We start from the raw sequence: 19,495 nt of genomic DNA, 5'->3' as shown, positions 1-19,495 counted from the left end.
AGAATTTCATGGCTGATGCATTGACGTTAAGAGATTTATCCAAAACCTATAGAAATGGTTTTCAAGCATTAAAAGGAATTAATTTGAATGTTCCTGAAGGTGAGTTTTATGCGCTCTTAGGACCTAACGGTGCTGGAAAATCGACAACGATTAGTATTATCAGCTCATTAACAAAAAAAACATCCGGTAGTGTTGAAATTTTTCAGCATGACTTAGATCGCGCACCTTCTTTAGCAAAACAATGTTTAGGTGTGGTTCCACAAGAATTTAACTTTGGTCATTTTGAGAAAACATTTGATATTTTAGTTACCCAAGCAGGTTATTATGGTATTGCCAAAAAACAAGCTGAGCAACGTGCTGAAAAATATCTTGAAAAATTAGGTTTATGGGAAAAACGTCATGTGCAAGCACGAATGCTATCTGGCGGAATGAAGCGTCGCCTGATGATTGCTCGTGCAATGATGCATGAACCCAAATTACTGATATTAGATGAGCCAACGGCAGGTGTGGATATTGAGCTTAGACGCTCAATGTGGGATTTTCTGGTTGAAACCAATAATAATGGTACTGCGATCATTTTAACCACGCATTATTTAGAAGAAGCAGAAATGCTATGTCGTAAAATTGCGATTATTGATCGTGGTGTGATTAAAGAAGATACCTCGATGAAAAACTTCTTAAATCAACTCAATGAAGAATCCTTTATTTTTGATCTTGCAGCACCTGTTGAACCGCTTAATATTGAAATTCTAGGTGTTCAATTTAACTTAATTGACCCACTGACCTTAGAAGTCACCATGAACAAAGCACATACACTCAATGAATTATTTCAATTATTAGAAACTCAGGGTATTCAAGTTCGTAGTATGCGTAATAAATCTAATCGCTTGGAGGAACTGTTTGTCAAAATGGTTGAAAAGAATCTCAATGGAGACGTGTAATGACTTTTAATCAACTTTATATTGCGCTCTCTACTTTAGTACGTAAAGAAATTCGTCGCTTTATGCGAATTTGGCCACAAACCCTACTACCACCTGCCATTACCATGAGTTTATATTTTGTCATTTTTGGTAATCTGGTTGGTTCGCGTATTGGTGAAATGGGTGGATTTAGCTATATGCAATTCATTGTTCCAGGTTTAATTATGATGGCAGTGATTACCAACAGCTATTCGAATGTTTCATCTAGCTTTTTTAGTGCTAAATTTCAAAAAAGTATTGAAGAACTGATGATTAGTCCAATACCTTTACACGCTATTTTATGGGGCTATGTGCTGGGTGGTGTATGTCGAGGGGTTTTAGTGGGGATTATTGTCACCACGATGAGTTTATTCTTTACTGACCTATATATTACCAATTGGTTTGTCACCATATATACCGTGCTGATTACCTCTTTTTTATTTTCATTAGGTGGTTTTATCAATGCTGTTTATGCCAAGTCATTTGATGATATTTCAATTATTCCAACCTTTGTACTAACACCCCTTACTTATTTAGGTGGCGTTTTTTATGCGATCTCAGCACTGAGTCCTTTTTGGCAAAATCTGTCGTTAATCAACCCTATTGTTTATATGGTAAATGCATTTCGTTACGGTATTCTGGGGCATAGTGATGTTAATGTTGCCATTTCACTGAGTGTCATTACTTTATGTTGTGCTGTATTTTATGCCATAGCATACTATTTACTTTCTCATGGTTCAGGAATGCGTGAATAAAATGAGTGTAGAACATTCTCTTTTAGGTAAAAATACCGATTATCCAACCCAATATCAGCCTGATCTGTTATTTCCTATTGCGCGTGCTAGCGCACGTGAAAACTATCAGCATATTGAAGGAATTCGTCTAGGTAAAGATTGGTGGCATATTTTTGAGGTATCTTGGTTAAATGCCACAGGTATTCCACAAGTTGCGATTGGGCGTATGACCCTACCGGCAAATTCTGAAAATCTGATTGAATCAAAGTCTCTTAAGCTCTATTTCAATAGTCTTAATTTTACTCAATTTGATTCAGCAGCAGATTTTATTGCAACGGTAGAACATGATCTTTCAGCAGCAGCAAAGGCAGCGGTGAATTTCATTTTATTTCAAGTCGATGATTTAGCAATTAGTCAACCTGAAGGTATATGTCTCGATCATTTACAACCTCTGCGGTTCGCTGATCATCCAGATGCTTCGCTACTATGCGTTGATCAGGATGAAATAGAAACACTGGAAGTACAACTTTATTCACATCTGTTACGCAGTAACTGTCCTGTTACGGGGCAGCCGGATTGGGGGACTATCTTTATTCGCTATAAAGGTCAAAAGCCATGCTTTAATAGTGTTCTTGCCTACATTATTTCTTATCGTCAACATAATGGTTTTCACGAGCAATGCGTCGAACAAATCTATGCTGATATTTGGCAACAGCTCCAACCAGAAAAATTAATGGTTTATGCAACATATACACGTCGTGGTGGCTTAGACATTAATCCTTGTCGAGTTTCTGATTTAGACTGGATGCCTCATCCAATTCGCCTAGCACGACAATAATCTAAAATCTTAAGGTTTGTATATCATGTCATTTTTTGGATTTATTCCGTCAGCAACACTGCTGGAGACTATTGAAACCGCTGTTGCAAAAGAGCATTCGAAAGAACCTCTCTATCCCTATCGTGATCAAATCGCATTAATGATCAATGATGAAATTATTGATGCTATTTTAACGACATTATTACACCATTTTCCACCCAGTGAAAAACGTGATACTGCCGAGAAACTTGCTGGCTATATTAAATCGACTGTGGCGGTGCTACTCAAACAATTGTTCAGTAAAGCCAATAATGATGTGGTTAAACAGTCCATTGAATTTTCTCGTAAAAGTATCTTTATTGATGCTACGGGACAAAAACGTATAGGACAAGCTTTAGATCAACGTCTGGTTACCAATCTCAAGCTTAACTTTGCTCAAATTAAAGCAGGTGAAACGGTCAATACCGCTATTCTGATTGAACTGTATAAGCAATTTTGTGATGCAACGGTTTACCATTTTATGACTGAGTTTAATCGAACATTAGATTTAGGCATGATTAAAAGTAAAGCATCTGATTTAGCGACCAAAGCCGTGATTAAAGCATCACATATTGCAATTGATCGAATATTCCCTCATCTCACATCCAAAGAGCTCGTCGCTTTGGCTGAATATCATGATACATTGTTTCATGAAGCATCAGCGTCACTGTGAGCGCTGAGTAAAGGATTTCAGCATAGTTGGATATTTTGATGTGGCTTAAAGAGATCGTAAATTTAGCATACATGCATAACATTTAACGCTTAGGCCACATCAAAATACAACTTACTCAATATGAGTTCATATAAAAGCCAATATACAATAAATAAATTGCATGATTTAAAGTTGCTATCGAATAAGTTGTTGAGTCTGATTCAATGACATCATCACAATGTCACTGAGTATGGTTTTATTCATCAATCTATTTAGTTAAGATTTTTTTTGTATTAATCTCTTGTCTATGCCTTATTCTATCTTGGCTCACATGCTAGCATGCAGAGCATTTATTGATTTTTCTTCGTTATTATGTCTTCAGGCATCCAAAATAAATTCTTGCGATACGCTCCTAGAGATGGTTTAGGCGATCCACCCCACAATAATTTCTTTCAACGCTTACATTTAGATCCTTGGCTATTATTTTATATTTCACTGATTGCTATTCTAGGATGTATTACCCTTTATAGCGCATCTGGGGAAAATACATTACTCGTTTCAAAACAAGTCATGAGTTTTGCGATTGGCCTCATCATTATGGTTGGGTTAGCGCAAGTTTCACCTAAGTTTTATCAGGCTCTTTCTCCTTCGTTTTATATCTTTGGTTTAATCAGCTTGGTGGCCGTTTTTTTATTTGGTGAAACACGTTTAGGCGCACAGCGATGGATTGCAATACCCGGTATAGGAAGTATACAACCCAGTGAGTTTATGAAACTTGCCATGCCGATGATGGCAGCTTGGTATTTATCTAAATATCCAATGCCACCGACACTATTGCGTATTGTCATCATTCTGATACTGACGATTGTGCCCTTTCTCATGATTGCGAAACAACCTGATTTAGGTACCTCAGCACTCGTTCTGGCCAGTGGAATTTTTGTATTGTTTTTAAGTGGTTTATCCTGGTGGTTTATCAGCGGTACGCTGGTGCTTGCAAGTGTGTTTATTCCAATTTCTTGGCAGTTTGTTCTACATGATTATCAAAAAAAACGAGTCTTGACGTTATTCGATCCTCAATCTGATGCATTAGGCTCGGGTTGGAATATTATTCAGTCTAAAATTGCGATTGGGTCTGGCGGAACATCTGGAAAAGGATTTTTATCTGGCACACAATCTCATTTACACTTTCTTCCCGAAGGTCATACCGACTTTATTATTGCTGCTTACTCAGAAGAGTTTGGTTTTCTGGGCATTATACTATTAATCTTGCTGTATTTTGCTATTATCATTAGAACCATGCAAATTAGTATGCAGTCTTTTGATAATTACGGAAAACTACTGGCAGGTGGCTTAGGTTTAGCTTTTTTCGTGTATGTATTTGTCAATGCTGGTATGGTCAGTGGCATACTTCCCGTAACAGGTATTCCCTTACCCTTTATGAGCTATGGTGGTACGGCAGTAATTACTTTAATGGCATCATTTGGTATCGTCATGTCTATTCATACTCACAAATAAAATACATTTGGAACTTTATTTTTATGTTTGCTGTAACTTTGTATCACCATATTAAACGTTATTCCTTAATTTTAGGTGCGCTATCACTGACCAGTTTTTGCCAAGCAAATGACTTTAAAAACAATGCTAACTATCAACAATTTAAGCAAAAAACAATGCAAACTTATGGTTTGAGTGAATCACAAGTCGATTGGGCAATGGAAGGTGCAAAAAATCTTCCTAATATTATTAATATTATGAATCGACCAGGTGAAAGCAAACCTTGGTATGAGTATAAAAAAAATTTTCTGACAGAAAGTACTATTCAGCGTGGTATTCGTTTTCGTAATCAATATGCGGATACATTAAATCGTGCAGAACAACAATTTGGTGTACCCCAATCAATTATTCTGGGTATTTTAGGTGTTGAAACTGGGTTTGGTAGTAATAAAGGTTCATTTGTCACCCGAGATGCACTCGCTACCTTAGGTTTTGGCTATGAACGACGTGCAGCATACTTTCAAGATGAGCTTGCTGCGCTGATTGCTTGGTCATATACAGATGGTGTACCTGCCAATTCCATTGTTGGCTCTTATGCCGGTGCTGTAGGCTATCCTCAATTTATGCCCAGTAATATCCCTAAATTTGGTGTAGATTATGATGGTAATGGGCATGTCGATCTGCGTAACTCTGCCGTAGATGCCATTGGATCTATTGCAAATTATCTGGCTCAACATGGCTGGCAACGTGATCAACCGATTGCCTTTGCTGCCCAATATACGGGTAATACACCCGAAGCCATTATCGCTCAAGATTTAACACAGCCCACACCTTATGGTGTATTAAAAAATCAAGGGGTTATCCCTCTAAACCCATTAGTTAAAATTGATGACTTAGATATGGTCAATGTGATTCAACTGCAAGACAGTAATGGTCCAATTTACTACATCACTTATCCTAACTTTCAGGTCATCACCACCTATAATAAGAGCCGCATGTATGCGACAGCGCTATGGCTTCTCGGCACTCAAATTAGTCGTCGCTAATATGTCGTTTTACAAAAATACAATAAAATCAACACTTTTTTCATTAAAAAAGATCAAAAATGGCGCAAATTAAAATATTTGTTACATTTTTGATTATTTTTTAATCAAAAAAATCTCTTTTTTAAAGCTTTTTAATTTATTTTAGTATCTTTACTAGACAGCTTTAGGTCTAGATGAATATTATCCTGTCAGATTCAAATCATTAAATGTATTTGTAATAGCAAAATGTATAGGTGAAAATTTAGCAATATTGATCAATGAATTAATATTTAGCAAAGTAAGCCTAGGAGTTAAATCAACGATGCAGTCGTCCATTAAAGCCTTTCTCGCAGCCTCGACAGTCTTATTTACCTTAAGTCAGTCCCAAGCAGAGATGGTGCAATCTTCATCATTTGGTAATGATACAGATAATTCAAGTCTTGCTGCACGTGTACTCAATAAAGATGCTCAAAGCTTTAACTCACATTTATCTAATCTAAATAGCCTTTCAATCACTGAACGTTCTGGCGATAAAATCCGTCGTCAAACGATTGCTGCGAAAATTGAAATTCCAGAAGAAGAGCCTTCTGTGATTGAAAAGTTAAATAGCGTTGCTTCAAATACTGTCCGTAAATTTAGTCAAACTGGTGTTGCATCTTGGTATGGTCGCCAATTTCATGGTCGTCCAACCGCAAGTGGTGAGACTTATGATATGAATGCCTTAACCGCCGCACATCGTACACTACCACTCAACTGCTATATCCGCGTAACCAATAATAACAACGGAAAAAGCGTAGTCGTTAAAGTTAACGATCGTGGCCCCTTCCATGGTAATCGTGTTGTAGACTTATCTTATGGTGCCGCAAAACAATTGGGTATTACCAATCAAGGTACAGCCAAAGTAAGTATTGAACGTGTAATCGGTCCCAATTCTTAAATCTTTTAATGCAATTTAACCGTCTATCAAAGAAATACCAATTCAAATCAATTGGTATTTTTTATTTTTTAAATTAAGCAATCACGATAATAAAATTTTTCCCATATGGTGCGATAGATTTCACCGCAATCCTCCATGCCTAAATAACCGTGATTGACTCAAAAATACGCTATTTTATTGAATTCGATTCAATCCTATACAAACACATCTCATATAGCTGTTAAATTGATCTCTTTGACGCTTTAAGCACAAATACATGATACAAACCAGCACTTCGACCTCAAAGCAGCATATTGATCAATCTGATGCAAAATAGAGAATAAGCTTAAGTCATAAAATAAATGATACTGTAAAAGAAAATTAAACTCCCCAAAATACTGAGTAACATCTTTCTGGTGTAAAGCACTAGTAACACAGTCACAATCGCTGCATAAACATATAAATTATCAACAACACCACGAAAATCCTGTTGCTGATAAAAAATAATCGGAATACTCATCGAAATCATCAGTGAGGGTGCTGCATATTTCAACATATTTTCAATAAAGGTTGGCAACTTAAAGTAGAAATGACGATCTAGAAATAAATAACGATTCATCAATACAATCACTGCAAGGCCTAAAATCATCATCCAAGACATCATTTAGATCCTTTTTGCTCAATGACTGCTGCAATCAACATCCCCATAATACTGGCCAATACTATGCCAAACTGAATATCCAAGGATTTAAAAATAAGTGAGAAAGTAGCTGAAATCAGCACAGCAATTAAAGTATATCTATTTTTAATCAATAAAATGGCCATGACGAGAAAAATAGCAACAATAGAATAATCTAGATAAATGGATAAAAATTGCCCTAATGTCGCGGTAAATAAAATCCCAAATAGACTAAAAATAACCCAAAATAAATAGAAGCTTAATCCAGCACCCAATAAATAAACATACTGACGCTCAGGATACAGCTCACTCATCGCATATAACTCATCGGTCAATAAAAAACCTAGTGATAAGCGCTTAATCATGGGCAAATGCTGAATATCTGATCTTAAACTCAATGCATAAATAAAATGTTGTGTGGTTATAAAAAATACCATGCATAAAATTGTGATCGCTGATGCCCCTGCCATATATAAACTCAAACTCACCAATTGCGCTGTACCTGCAAAAATAAAAACAGACATTGCAATTGCTTGTGTCATCGTAAGGCCTGCATTAATTGCCAACATACCTGCTAAAACAGCCCAAGGAATTACGGCCAAAGATAATGGCAACATATCTCTTACACCATATAAAAAATTTAACCTTGCCGAACTGTGTTGTGATGGCCGATGTTTGAAATTCATACCCAATATGACTTTAATAGAAAAAGTCACATTAGCCTTCTGAATCTTGAAATACTTGAACAAAATTGCGCAATAATTCTATCAAGGTCAATCAGCACTCAAACGATTGATATTGATGCTATTTTTTAAAGTTAACCAAAAAAATAACTCAATTAAATATATTTTATTTAAAAATTTTCATTTATTTTCACGATCACTCATCATTGCTCAATCATGATCATCTAGCGATTAAAATGACTTATTGAGATGATAGAATGATTGGGACTGATATGCTAAATATTGTGTTGGTGTACAGCCAATCGCTCTTTTGAAATGACGATTAAAATGACTTTGATCTGAAAAACCACAAAGCTGTGCGGTTAAAGCAATATCTTGACCTTGCTTCAGTAATTTTAATGCTTTCCTCAATCTAATTTGGATTAACCATGCGTGTGGTGGCAAACCAGTAGAGTGTTTAAATTGACGTAATAAATGCCACTGACTTAAATTCACGTACTGCGCTAAACTGGCTAAACTATGCTCTTTTTCAGGTTCTACCAATAATAGCTCTTTAACTTGGATAATTTTATTTTCAATCGATGAAAGTGGTTTTAATTCACGACGAATATTAGCATGTCGTTGTAACAACAAAGCCATTGTTGATATATATAAACTTTGTTTAAATAACACGTTATTAGGTTGAGTCATAACATCAAACAATAAACGCAGCTGTGTCGATAAACCCTGATCATGAATCACAGCTTGAGGAAACCAAGGAATTACACCATGTTGATCAAAAAAATCCAAACTAATCTGCTGTAGCATTTCAGGGGTTGGATAAATCGCACGATAACACCAGCCTGTTTCTACTGCAGATGATCCGGTATGTACTTCATCTGCATTGACAAGAATAATATCCCCTTTTGGCGCAATATATTGTCCTGTAGTACGTAAAAAAGATTGTGCCCCCTCTTCAATTACGCCAATACAATAACCTTCATGGGTATGTTTAGAAAATTGAGTATGCTGGAAATGTGCAGTTAAAAATGCCAGTCCATCAAGATCATCGACATGATGATACTGTACCAACTCCTTACTTAATTCAGCCATAAACATCTAAAAATTACTGCAAAGTATTAGCTTAATTTATTTTTCAAATCTAAATAGAACAAAATTGCTATTTTTAATATGCCTATTCAAAAACAGTATGATGATAATTTTTTTATTATACAAATAAAAATGAGTGCAATTAGAGCACTCATTTTTATCGACATGAATAACGCGCTAAACGTGCATTAACACGATTTAGCTTTCATGTATAACTCAATTATTGAGCAGCAGCTTGAGCAGCAGCAACTTCTTCAGCAAAAGAAAGTTCAGCTTTCTTCTCAATGCCTTCACCCACTTCAAAACGTACGAATTGAGCAACAGTTGTACCAGATGATTTTAATACATCAGCAACTTTTTTCTCGTTATCAATAACGTATTGTTGACGCTCAAGAACGACTTCATTTAAGTATTTTTCAACTGAACCAGTCACCATTTTTTCAACGATGTTTGCAGGTTTACCAGATTCAAGTGCTTTCGCTTCAGCAATTTCTTTTTCTTTAGCGATAAGATCAGCAGGAACCTGTTCAGCAGAAACAGCAACTGGGTTAAATGCAGCAATATGCATTGCCAAACCTTTACCAGTTTCAGCATCACCAGCATAAGCAACAACAACACCAATTTTTAAACCGTGTTTGTAAACTGCAAGGTTTTCACCTTCAATAATCGCTGCACGACGTACTTGGATGTTTTCACCGATTTTTTGAACAAGTGCAATACGCGCTTCTTCAACAGTTGAACCATCTTCAAGTTTAAGTTCAGCAATTTTAGCAGCATCAGTTTCGCCAGCAGCAAGTGCAGCAGCAGCAACTTTAGCAGAGAAACCAGCAAAGTTTTCGTCTTTTGCAACGAAGTCAGTTTGACAGTTAACTTCTACAAGAATTGCTTTATTACCTTCTTGAGCAATAGTAATTGCACCATCAGCTGCGATGTTACCTGCTTTTTTAGCAGCTTTTGCTTGACCAGATTTACGAAGGTTATCAATCGCTAATTCGATATCACCACCCGCTTCTGTCAAAGCTTTTTTACATTCCATCATCGCAAGACCAGTACGATCACGCAATTCTTTAACCATGCTTGCAGTAATAGCAGTCATGTTAATCTCCTAAATTCGGTAGAAAATGAATTCTTTTTAGAACAGAAACGGCCCAGAGGAATCTCATGGGCCGCCTGCATACACAACGCTTAGTCTGCCACTATCACGTGTCGTAAAAATGACAAGCTAGCGTCTAACGCATTAAGCCTCAGGAGCTTCTTTAACTTCTTCAGCTTTAGCTTGTGCATTTGCTTGTGATTGAGCATATTCTTTACCAGCAAGAATCGCATCAGCCATAGCAGAAGCGTAAAGTGTAACTGCACGGATCGCATCGTCATTACCAGGAATAACAAAATCAACGTTATCTGGGTTAGAGTTTGTATCAACAATACCGATTACAGGAATACCAAGGTTTTTAGCTTCTTTAATTGCAATCGCTTCGTGATCTACGTCAATAACAAATAAAGCGTCTGGCAAACCGCCCATGTTTTTAACACCGCCTAAAGAGCGCTCAAGTTTTTCCATTTCACGAGTACGTTCTAAAGCTTCACGTTTAGTCAGCTTAGCAAAAGTACCATCTTGAGATTGAGTTTGAAGATCTTTTAAACGGTTGATTGACTGGCGAAGTGTTTTCCAGTTAGTCAACATACCACCTAACCAACGGTGATCTACATAAGGCTGACCAGCACGTTGAGCTTGTTCACGGATGATATTTGAAGCTGCACGTTTAGTACCAACGAACAAAACTTTATTCTTTTTGCTTGCTAATTTATTAGCAAAGTTTAAAGCATCATTTAACGCAGGAACAGTATGTTCAAGGTTGATGATATGAATTTTGTTACGCGCACCAAAGATGTAATCGCGCATTTTTGGATTCCAAAAACGTGTTTGGTGACCAAAATGAGCGCCTGCTTGAAGAAGGTCGCGCATACTTACGTTATAATCTGCCATTTTCTTTACCTTAAAGTTTGGGTTAGGCCTCCATATACCCTCATTCTCCACCCTTAAAGGGCACCCAGAGCAATGTGTCGATATATGTGCGGATTTGTTCATGCCAAGTTATCAATTCGATTGATGATTTTGATTCAAAAAAAGCATTTGATAAAATGGGCGGCTATTTATACCATAGTCACATATAAATTTCCAAAAGTTTTTGAAGATAATGAATACTACTTATGAAGCTCCCCGTCGTTTAATTAAATCTGCTGAAGATATTGAAAAAATGCGTATCGCTGGCAAGCTGGCGGCTGAGGTATTAGATATGATTAAACCTCATATCAAACCAGGAGTTTCAACCCTTGAATTAGACACCATCTGTCATGACTATATTGTCAATACACAACATGCTATTCCTGCATGTTTAGGTTATGGTGAAGCGCCAGGACGTCCAGCTTTCCAGCATGTTATCTGTACATCTGTCAACCATGTGGTCTGTCACGGTATTCCATCTACGGCAAAAATTTTAAAAAAGGGTGATATTTTAAATATTGATGTCACGGTGATTAAAGATGGCTTTCACGGTGATACCAATATGATGTATATCGTCGGTGATGAAACCACGATCCTTGCTAACCGTTTATGCAAAGTTGCACAAGAGGCAATGTATCGTGGTATTGCGGCAGTTAAACCTGGCGCAACGATAGGTGATATCGGTCATGTGATTCAACAATATGTCGAGTCTGAACGTTTTAGCGTAGTGCGCGAATACTGTGGTCATGGTATTGGTACTGTCTTCCATGATGAACCACAAGTGTTGCACTATGGCCAGCCCAATACTGGCATGATTTTAGAAGAAGGTATGACCTTTACCATTGAACCCATGGTGAATGCAGGTGATTGGAAAACCAAATTACTCGGTGATAAATGGACTGTAGTGACCAAAGACCATAGCTTATCTGCACAATATGAGCATACCTTATTGGTCACTAAAACTGGTGTGGAAATTTTAACTGCACGCCCTGAAGAGGATCTATCCCGTTTCTATTCAGCTTAATTCAGCTTTTAGTCATGCTATTGCACATTGAAGTTTAGTGCCAATATCCTAAACACCTGACGAAGTCAAGATCATGGTATATACATCTCTTAATTTATCCTAAATTTTAGTGATCACTTTAAAGCTGGTGTATATTTAATCATCTCAACTATGAACATGATCTACTTCAAAATCATTGTAATGATTATCTCTTCAATCACCCATGAACCATGCCCTGATTGAATTGTATAACAATCTTGGCATGACATTAACACCTAATCATAGTGAGTGCTGATCATCATAGCCAAATCTGAGCTTGAATATGATCCTCCTCTACGATTAGTTTATTCCTGAAAAATTTAATTCTCACTACGCCCGTTCAATGATAGTAGGCTCTTAGAATTAATAGATTCATCATTCATGGACGAATAATGTCAGACACTCAATTTTCTAAAACTTTAATTTATATGCTGATTGGTAGTGCATTTGTTTTAGCACTTTCCTTAGGAATTCGACATGCTTTTGGTTTATATCTCATTCCAATGAGTCATGCGTTCGGCTGGGGCCATAATGTATTTAGCTTGGCAATTGCCATGCAAAATTTGATCTGGGGTGCAGTACAACCTATAACAGGTGCATTTGCAGATAAATATGGTAGTAAAATTGTCGTTGCTGTAGGTGGGCTACTGTATTGTATTGGCCTACTTTTAATGGCAATCAGCTCAACAGGATTATTTCTTAACTTAAGCGCAGGTCTTATTTTAGGCTTGGCTTTATCTGCTACCTCTTTTCCAGTGTTATTATCTGCGGTAGGACGTGCTGCACATCCGTCTAGAAGAAGTATGGCCATGGGAATTGCAAGTGCTGCTGGGTCATTTGGACAGTTTATTATGCTGCCCACCACTTTACTGCTCTTACAAAGTTTAGGCTGGAAAGGTGCATTAATTGTTAGTGCCATTTTAATTGCTTTGGTGATTCCTTTTGCTTGGACTTTAAAAGCACCGATGTATGTAGACCCCAATGTATCTCATCCTCATAAAGCTGCGCTAACATTTAAACAAATTCTGATTTTGGCAAAAAATCATAAGCCCTTCTGGTTTCTCGCTTTAGGTTTTTTTGTTTGCGGTTTTCAAGTGGTATTTATTGGTATTCACCTTCCTGGTTATTTAATTGATCATGGTTATAGTGCAACTACAGGGACGATATTTTTAGCTTTAGTTGGACTTTTTAATATTGTCGGGACCTATACTGCAGGATGGCTGGGAGGTAAATACTCCAAACCTCACCTCTTAATGGGCCTATATGGCCTGCGCGGCATCGCCATTATTGGGTTTTTATGGCTGCCATTAAGTATCTGGAGTATCTATACCTTTGGCATTATTATGGGCTTACTTTGGTTATCCACTGTCCCACTCACCAATGGAATTGTTGCCAATATGTTTGGTGTAAAATATTTAACCATGTTGAGTGGTATTGTATTCTTTACCCATCAGGTTGGATCATTTTTAGGTGGCTGGCTTGGTGGTGTTAATCATGATATGACAGGAAATTATAATGCAGTTTGGTTGATTGCAATTTTACTCAGCCTACTTGGTGTCATGGTACATTTCTTTGTCAATGAGGAGGCTGTTGTTGATGACTAATCTTGGACTACGAAAAATCATCCTATACATCGCGATTATTGCTTTACTGGGTTTATCACTAATTCTATGGTTTAACACACCTGATTTATTTACATACTTTAATCAAGCGTTTTGTGCGCATTAGTTTTTATATCTTTCTGCAATAGAATAAATCTTATTCACATCCAATATCCATTAAGATTATGATGTTTAATGAAGGTGTAAATCACCTTCATCTATTTACATAACTAATCCAAAATACGTAACGCCATAAATGCAAAAAAATATTTTTCACATTAAAAATACAATAAAAGTTTACATAAAATACATATTTATTTTTCAAAGTAAATTTGATACTTTGGTCTCAATATGATTATAAGGTTATGAAAATGAATAAATTATCAAAAACCGTACTAATGTCTTTAATTTTATCAGGTTCTACATTTGTCCATGCTGCTGGTGATCAAGGTCAAGGCTCTGGACAAGTAAAATTTCATGGTTATATTATTAATTCACCTTGTTCAATCGTTTCTGATGACCCGATTCAAGTTGAATTTGGACAAATCTCTAATAAAGTATTACAAAAAAATACCAATACTGGTGAAAGCCATATTAGACCATTTCAAATTGAACTGGCTGACTGCTCATTCGATGAAAAGACTCCAGGTTCTGGAGAGTATGTAGGAAATAACTTATCTATTAAATTTAGCTATACCAGTGCCGCAGATACCGGACCTGGAGTGAATTATGTTGGCTTAGATGGTGTTGCAAACTCAGGTGTGGGAATTGTCATTACCTCAGGAAATCAACAAGTTCAAAACAACACGCCACTTAAATTAGGCACACTACAAAGTGGTCCAAATACACTTGAGTTTGCTTCTTATGTAAAAGGCTTAGGTGATTCAAGCATTATGACTGGTGAATTCTACGCCAATGCCAACTTTACCTTAAGTTATCAATAAGTTTTGTTGCAAATACCACATAATCATTATGTGGTATTTGTTTTAATTTATACTTTATCTTAATAAAAAAAAGATATTTTATTTCTTTAAGTTAAGAGAAATTTACTATATGAAGAAACGGAATTTATTTTTAATATTTATTAATATCATGGGGACTAACAGTTATGCAGTTGATTATACATTCAATGAAAAAATGTTAGGTTTTTCAGAAAACCAGAAAATTAATATCGCAAACTTTTCTCATCAGGACTATATTTATCCTGGTCAATATAATATGTCTCTTTATATTAACAACCAGTTTTATAAAGATATTAATTTCAACATTATTGATGAAGATGGTAAATCTAAACCATGTTTAGGCAAAAATATTATAGATGTAATTCCTTTTATTAGAAAAACTGAAGAACATATTACTTTTAATGCTGCAGGATGCTTTGAATTCTCATCTGTCTCTGGATCAGAGTATAAAATTGACTTATCGACACAAAATTTAAACCTTATTATACCCAAATATTTACTACAATATACGGAAGATAACTGGGATCCACCAAAAATGTGGAGCGATGGAATTAATGGTTTTATCTTAGATTATAATGCCAACCTAAACTTTAATAATCAAATTGCTGATACTAAAAACTATACTTCATATATTAATGGAATTGCAGGATTTAATTTTAATCAATGGCGACTTAGAGCAGAATGGCAAGCCAACTATCAAAAAAATAATAGTCATACAACCCATGATTCTCGCTTTAATAATATTTATGTTTATCGCGCATTAAAAAATATTCAAGCAAATTTGCTCATTGGTGAAACCTATTTTAATTCAAATTTATTTAATTCATTTAATTATACGGGAATTACATTAGAATCAAATGAGGATATGCTTCCTCCAAGTTTAAGATATTATTCACCACAAGTAACTGGTATTGCAAATTCGAATGCCTTAGTGACAATTTCCCAACAAGGTCGTATTCTCTATCAAACACAAGTACCTGCTGGTAATTTTACTATTCAAGATTTACCTAACTCCGCCAATGGCTTACTCGATGTTAAAGTAGAAGAACAAGATGGTCGTGTACAAAATTATCAGGTAGATGCGATCGCATCTCCTTATCTCACCCGTCCTGGACGTATTCGTTATAAGGCCACTGTTGGCCAACCACGTGATGAACATCATTTGATTAATCAGACTTTTGCATCAGGTGAAATTTCTTATGGTTTAAACAATAAAACATCTATTTATTCAGGGTTATTATCATCTCAAGATTTTCATAATATTAATTTAGGATTTGGACAAGATTTATCTGATTTTGGTGCATTTTCTTTTAGTTTTTTAAACTCATTTATTTTAAACTCTAATGAAAATAAAAATGGTACTGGATATCAATTCAATTATTATAAAAATATAGAAAATATTAGTTCCAGACTCCAGTTTTCTACTACATTTTATGAAAGAAACTATTCTGATTTTTACAATTATATAAATAACGATCAAAATATTAAACAAACAACAAATATCTCTTTTAACAAGACTTTCATAAATAATAGAGCCTCTATTTTATTATCATACTATAATAATGAAACTCATTTAAATGAAAATCAAGAGCGTTTTGAAGTCAATATCAATAAATACTTTGATCTAGAGGGTTATAAGAATATTAATGCAAATTTAAGTATATATAAATCAACCAGTCAAAATGATTATGGTGCCTATCTTCGTTTTTCCATTCCTATTAAGACAAATGCGTCTGTAAGCTACAATGCAAACTATCGAAAAAATAATAATTTTTCATCCAGCTTAAATGTATTTAATCGTGTCAATGAAGCAACAAACTTTAGTGCTGGAATTGGTCAGGATGATAATGTCTTGACTGCTAGCTCATTTATCTATCATCAAGGTAACCGTCTAGATAGCAATTTATCTGCAAGTTATAAAGATGGTGAATATTTAAGCCTCGGTATTAACATTAAAGGTGGATTAACAGCAACAGCAGAGGGTGTTGACCTGCATCGTATTAATCTTCCAGGTGGTACACGCGTTTTGGTCGATACAGATCAAATTAGTGATATTCCAGTCAAGGGCTATGGTATACCAGCATATTCCAATATGTTTGGTATTGCAGTTACACCAGATGTTCGTGACTATTATCGTAATAATATTGCGATTGACTTAAATCGACTACCTGAAAATGCAGATGTGGTTAAAAGTGTAAAAACTATTTCTTTAACACAAGGTGCAATTGGTTATCAGAAATTTTTAGTTAATGCTGGAGAAAAAATGATGGTGACCATTAAATTAGCAAATGGCAACTACCCTGAATTTGGCACAGAAATACGCAATCAAAAAGGTTTTATCACCGGAATTGTCGGTGAACAAGGTAAAACTTATCTTTCTGGTATTTTGCCAAATGCTGAAATGACCATGCTAAATAGTACGCAATGTAAGATTCATATTGCTGAAAAAATAACGTTAGATGCCAGTCATAACCAGCTCATCTGTCAGTAACTTTAATTTTAAGGTAAATTTCTATGCATCCATTTTCTAAATCACTGACAATATTTTGTTTTATTGTACCTAGCCTGAGTTATGCGTCCCTATCTTTAGATCGAACACGGGTTATTTATAATGAACAAGACAAAGCAATTTCTTTAAATATTTCTAATTCAAGTGAAAAGCTTCCCTATCTTGCTCAAGCATGGTTGGAAAACGATCAAGGACAAAAAATTGATCAACCTTTTGCAGTCACGCCTCCTATTCAACGTATTGAACCGAAGCAACCATCCCAAATTAAATTAGAAAAGCTGAAAAATGTACAACTGCCACAAGATCGTGAAAGCGTTTATTATTTTAACTTTAGGGCAATACCACCAAAAAGTGATAAGCCCAATGTTATGCAGCTTTCGATCCAAACTAAAATTAAAGTCTTTTATCGACCAAAAGCATTATATGTAGATGGTACAGCAATTAATAATCATCCATGGCAGCAGCAATTGATTTTAAAACAAACCAATCAAGGATTGATCGCCTCTAATCCAACACCGTATTACATTACCATTATTGGTATCTCAGAAGATAAAAACACTGAAGCATTTGAAGGATTTAAATCATTTATGGTTGCTCCATTCAGTGATTTATCACTCAACATCAATCAGCAAAAAATCGGTAAAACACCATTTTTAACTTATCTAGACGATTATGGTGGTAAACAAAAAATGCGTTTTAACTGCAGCAACCAGAGTTGTTCAATTCAAAAATAATGGAGAGATGATGATGCTGCTGAGTTTATACCGATTTGCCATACTGTCGTCACTCATAGGCACTTCTGTGACCTATGCAGCAGATATTACACAAACTGTAATACATATACATGGTACGATTTTAGGGCCAACCTGTACCATTAAAAATAAAGATTTACTCGTTAAATTTGGTACCTTAACCAACAAGGATCTACTTTTTAATCAACGCTCTCCAAGTCAAGATGTCATAATTGAGTTTTCTGACTGCCAAATCGATGATAATAGTGCAGCAATTACCTTTATGGGAGAAGAAAGTTTTTATTCTGATTTACAAGGCTTGTTGGCTATAGATGGTGATGTTGCTTCAGCACCTGCTGGTTTTGCCATTCGATTAACTTATCTAGATGGCACGCCACTTCCAGTGAATCAAGAAAGTACCACTTTTAATATCGAAAATAATCGATCTATTCATTTAAAAGCTTTTGTTCAAACCAGCCAAGATGCGATTAACTCTCGCAAAATTAGATTGGGTGAATTTTATGCAACAGCAAATTTTTTAGTTGAATATCAATAAGGTAGATATAATGCATAAATATTTATTTGTTTTATTTCTGCTCATATGCCCATCCGTATTATATGCAGCAGATGCATGGACCGTCAGTATACCGGTATCGCGATATGATCCAAATGCACCATTCGGAACACGTTTTAAATATACCGCTATTCTCTATTTAACCGCAGACAGCTTAAAATCTACAGAACCTTTAAATATGGACTGTAGAACGACCTGCTATATTCAAATTAATACCCAAGCATCAAATAATCCCAATCAGAAATATAATCCTGACCCAGGTATTCCAAGAGTTGCTTTTACAGGAACCACTGTTGGACAGGCACTCACGGCCTACTATAAAGCCATCGGTAATAGCTACATCTATACTGTAAACTCAACTGCATCAGATCGACGTAATGAAGGGGTAGAATGGTGCGGTGCTATGGGGATCTCAAAAGTCTCTGGCGGTGCGAACTATATTGTCATGAGTGGTGGAACATGTGCTAAAATTGCCCCCCCAAATACCGAATGTAGTTTAGAAACAGAAGATGTAGATATTGATCATGGCACACATACTATCGCAAATTTAATCAATAAGTATGATGTTAAATTGGGATATTTTCGCATCAAATGTAATAAAAATGTTAATGTCTTACTTTCAATTACTGCACCAGATGAAGACTTAAGTCCAAGTAGTATCAATATTCCAGGTACCAAAATTCGCCTAGAAGATAGTGGCAATTTATTGAGTTATTTAACCATTAACGGACAAAATATTAGCAATCCAACCCGATTTAATATTTCTGAAAATGGCACAACTTTTACCGTACAATCAACCTTAGTGGCGTTAAATAATAATGTTGCACCAGGGGAATTTTCTTCTTTTGCTTATGTCACATTATCTTATGATTAAATGATCTCAATTGAATTTTATGCAAACAGCTCACCAAATATAACGATTTGATTTTTGCAATAATGAATACTTTTAAGCTTTAAAAAAACCCATAAAGTGTACTTTATGGG

General features: G+C 35.6%; 19 protein-coding genes. 14 read left to right on the top strand and 5 right to left on the bottom strand.

The genetic code is table 11. The features are described 5' to 3' along the window. The first annotated feature begins 8 nt into the window (after nt 1-8). The 7 genes from QSG86_RS09160 to QSG86_RS09130 all read left to right on the top strand — a co-directional run bounded on the left by QSG86_RS09160 (nt 9) and on the right by QSG86_RS09130 (nt 6,657). Nucleotides 9-941 carry an ABC transporter ATP-binding protein gene (locus tag QSG86_RS09160; protein ID WP_317031212.1) on the top strand — a complete coding sequence of 311 codons (933 nt, stop codon included), beginning with the start codon at nt 9-11 and terminating at the stop codon, nt 939-941. Next, on the top strand, nt 941-1,714 hold the full coding sequence (locus QSG86_RS09155) for an ABC transporter permease (RefSeq protein WP_317031211.1): 774 nt from the start codon (nt 941-943) through the stop codon (nt 1,712-1,714). The genes QSG86_RS09160 and QSG86_RS09155 overlap by 1 nt, the downstream gene beginning before the upstream one ends. 1 nt (nt 1,715) lies before the next feature. After that, nucleotides 1,716-2,531 carry an NADPH-dependent 7-cyano-7-deazaguanine reductase QueF gene (gene queF / locus QSG86_RS09150; RefSeq protein WP_317031210.1) on the top strand — a complete coding sequence of 272 codons (816 nt, stop codon included), beginning with the start codon at nt 1,716-1,718 and terminating at the stop codon, nt 2,529-2,531. Nucleotides 2,532-2,556: 25 nt separating this feature from the next. Next, nucleotides 2,557-3,222 carry a hypothetical protein gene (locus QSG86_RS09145; RefSeq protein WP_317031209.1) on the top strand — a complete coding sequence of 222 codons (666 nt, stop codon included), beginning with the start codon at nt 2,557-2,559 and terminating at the stop codon, nt 3,220-3,222. 351 nt (nt 3,223-3,573) lie between these two features. Further along, on the top strand, nt 3,574-4,716 hold the full coding sequence (rodA, locus tag QSG86_RS09140) for a rod shape-determining protein RodA (RefSeq protein ID WP_317031208.1): 1,143 nt from the start codon (nt 3,574-3,576) through the stop codon (nt 4,714-4,716). A gap of 23 nt (nt 4,717-4,739) precedes the next feature. Continuing rightward, the gene (gene mltB, locus QSG86_RS09135; RefSeq protein WP_317031207.1) at nt 4,740-5,741 is read left to right on the top strand and encodes a lytic murein transglycosylase B; all 1,002 of its coding nucleotides are present in this window, start codon (nt 4,740-4,742) and stop codon (nt 5,739-5,741) included. A 301-nt stretch (nt 5,742-6,042) separates the two neighbouring features. Next, a complete protein-coding gene (locus QSG86_RS09130; protein WP_317031206.1) occupies nt 6,043-6,657 on the top strand; it encodes a septal ring lytic transglycosylase RlpA family protein in 615 nt (204 codons plus the stop codon). A 325-nt stretch (nt 6,658-6,982) separates the two neighbouring features. Here QSG86_RS09130 and QSG86_RS09125 read toward each other — a convergent pair whose 3' ends face one another. The 5 genes from QSG86_RS09125 to rpsB form a co-directional block, all read right to left on the bottom strand. Further along, nucleotides 6,983-7,297 (bottom strand): AzlD domain-containing protein, encoded by a 315-nt coding sequence (locus QSG86_RS09125; protein ID WP_317033345.1) that lies wholly within the window; start codon nt 7,295-7,297, stop codon nt 6,983-6,985. Then, entirely contained in the window at nt 7,297-7,932 is a 636-nt protein-coding gene (locus QSG86_RS09120; protein WP_410487457.1) for an AzlC family ABC transporter permease, read from the bottom strand. Before QSG86_RS09120 ends, QSG86_RS09125 begins: the two co-directional genes overlap by 1 nt. Before the next feature lie 297 nt (nt 7,933-8,229). After that, the gene (locus QSG86_RS09115) at nt 8,230-9,090 is read right to left on the bottom strand and encodes an AraC family transcriptional regulator (RefSeq protein WP_317031204.1); all 861 of its coding nucleotides are present in this window, start codon (nt 9,088-9,090) and stop codon (nt 8,230-8,232) included. A 217-nt stretch (nt 9,091-9,307) separates the two neighbouring features. Beyond that, nucleotides 9,308-10,183, bottom strand: coding sequence for a translation elongation factor Ts (gene tsf / locus QSG86_RS09110; protein ID WP_317031203.1), 876 nt, complete (start codon nt 10,181-10,183; stop codon nt 9,308-9,310). Nucleotides 10,184-10,324: 141 nt separating this feature from the next. Next, nucleotides 10,325-11,074: a 30S ribosomal protein S2 gene (gene rpsB / locus QSG86_RS09105; RefSeq protein ID WP_317031202.1), complete on the bottom strand. Its 750-nt coding sequence runs from the start codon at nt 11,072-11,074 to the stop codon at nt 10,325-10,327. Nucleotides 11,075-11,285: 211 nt separating this feature from the next. Between rpsB and map the strand changes: the two genes are divergently transcribed. The 7 genes from map to QSG86_RS09070 all read left to right on the top strand — a co-directional run bounded on the left by map (nt 11,286) and on the right by QSG86_RS09070 (nt 19,385). After that, a complete protein-coding gene (map, locus tag QSG86_RS09100; protein ID WP_317031201.1) occupies nt 11,286-12,116 on the top strand; it encodes a type I methionyl aminopeptidase in 831 nt (276 codons plus the stop codon). Nucleotides 12,117-12,526: 410 nt separating this feature from the next. Beyond that, nucleotides 12,527-13,738, top strand: a complete 1,212-nt coding sequence (locus tag QSG86_RS09095) for an MFS transporter (protein ID WP_317031200.1) — start codon at nt 12,527-12,529, stop codon at nt 13,736-13,738. 368 nt (nt 13,739-14,106) lie between these two features. After that, nucleotides 14,107-14,679: a fimbrial protein gene (locus tag QSG86_RS09090; protein WP_317031199.1), complete on the top strand. Its 573-nt coding sequence runs from the start codon at nt 14,107-14,109 to the stop codon at nt 14,677-14,679. A gap of 109 nt (nt 14,680-14,788) precedes the next feature. After that, a complete protein-coding gene (locus QSG86_RS09085; protein WP_317031198.1) occupies nt 14,789-17,188 on the top strand; it encodes a fimbria/pilus outer membrane usher protein in 2,400 nt (799 codons plus the stop codon). Between the two features lie 23 nt (nt 17,189-17,211). Beyond that, nucleotides 17,212-17,940 (top strand): molecular chaperone, encoded by a 729-nt coding sequence (locus tag QSG86_RS09080; RefSeq protein ID WP_317031197.1) that lies wholly within the window; start codon nt 17,212-17,214, stop codon nt 17,938-17,940. A 13-nt stretch (nt 17,941-17,953) separates the two neighbouring features. Beyond that, complete coding sequence (locus QSG86_RS09075) at nt 17,954-18,493, top strand: fimbrial protein (protein WP_317033344.1); 540 nt, start codon at nt 17,954-17,956, stop codon at nt 18,491-18,493. 10 nt (nt 18,494-18,503) lie between these two features. Then, the gene (locus QSG86_RS09070) at nt 18,504-19,385 is read left to right on the top strand and encodes a hypothetical protein (RefSeq protein ID WP_317031195.1); all 882 of its coding nucleotides are present in this window, start codon (nt 18,504-18,506) and stop codon (nt 19,383-19,385) included. The last annotated feature ends 110 nt before the right edge of the window (nt 19,386-19,495 follow it).

The sequence above is a fragment of the Acinetobacter sp. SAAs474 genome, from assembly GCF_032823475.1.
In the GTDB taxonomy this organism is placed as follows: domain Bacteria; phylum Pseudomonadota; class Gammaproteobacteria; order Pseudomonadales; family Moraxellaceae; genus Acinetobacter.
This window is presented reverse-complemented; position numbering and strand designations above follow the sequence as displayed.

Bases quoted from the DNA above. Each gene is read 5' to 3' on its own strand.
- QSG86_RS09160 (WP_317031212.1), top strand. From the start codon at position 9: ATGGCTGATGCATTGACGTTAAGAGATTTATCCAAAACCTATAGAAAT.
- QSG86_RS09155 (WP_317031211.1), top strand. From the start codon at position 941: ATGACTTTTAATCAACTTTATATTGCGCTCTCTACTTTAGTACGTAAA.
- queF (WP_317031210.1), top strand. From the start codon at position 1,716: ATGAGTGTAGAACATTCTCTTTTAGGTAAAAATACCGATTATCCAACC.
- QSG86_RS09145 (WP_317031209.1), top strand. From the start codon at position 2,557: ATGTCATTTTTTGGATTTATTCCGTCAGCAACACTGCTGGAGACTATT.
- rodA (WP_317031208.1), top strand. From the start codon at position 3,574: ATGTCTTCAGGCATCCAAAATAAATTCTTGCGATACGCTCCTAGAGAT.
- mltB (WP_317031207.1), top strand. From the start codon at position 4,740: ATGTTTGCTGTAACTTTGTATCACCATATTAAACGTTATTCCTTAATT.
- QSG86_RS09130 (WP_317031206.1), top strand. From the start codon at position 6,043: ATGCAGTCGTCCATTAAAGCCTTTCTCGCAGCCTCGACAGTCTTATTT.
- QSG86_RS09125 (WP_317033345.1), bottom strand. From the start codon at position 7,297: ATGTCTTGGATGATGATTTTAGGCCTTGCAGTGATTGTATTGATGAAT.
- QSG86_RS09120 (WP_410487457.1), bottom strand. From the start codon at position 7,932: ATGTTGCCATTATCTTTGGCCGTAATTCCTTGGGCTGTTTTAGCAGGT.
- QSG86_RS09115 (WP_317031204.1), bottom strand. From the start codon at position 9,090: ATGGCTGAATTAAGTAAGGAGTTGGTACAGTATCATCATGTCGATGAT.
- tsf (WP_317031203.1), bottom strand. From the start codon at position 10,183: ATGACTGCTATTACTGCAAGCATGGTTAAAGAATTGCGTGATCGTACT.
- rpsB (WP_317031202.1), bottom strand. From the start codon at position 11,074: ATGGCAGATTATAACGTAAGTATGCGCGACCTTCTTCAAGCAGGCGCT.
- map (WP_317031201.1), top strand. From the start codon at position 11,286: ATGAATACTACTTATGAAGCTCCCCGTCGTTTAATTAAATCTGCTGAA.
- QSG86_RS09095 (WP_317031200.1), top strand. From the start codon at position 12,527: ATGTCAGACACTCAATTTTCTAAAACTTTAATTTATATGCTGATTGGT.
- QSG86_RS09090 (WP_317031199.1), top strand. From the start codon at position 14,107: ATGAATAAATTATCAAAAACCGTACTAATGTCTTTAATTTTATCAGGT.
- QSG86_RS09085 (WP_317031198.1), top strand. From the start codon at position 14,789: ATGAAGAAACGGAATTTATTTTTAATATTTATTAATATCATGGGGACT.
- QSG86_RS09080 (WP_317031197.1), top strand. From the start codon at position 17,212: ATGCATCCATTTTCTAAATCACTGACAATATTTTGTTTTATTGTACCT.
- QSG86_RS09075 (WP_317033344.1), top strand. From the start codon at position 17,954: ATGCTGCTGAGTTTATACCGATTTGCCATACTGTCGTCACTCATAGGC.
- QSG86_RS09070 (WP_317031195.1), top strand. From the start codon at position 18,504: ATGCATAAATATTTATTTGTTTTATTTCTGCTCATATGCCCATCCGTA.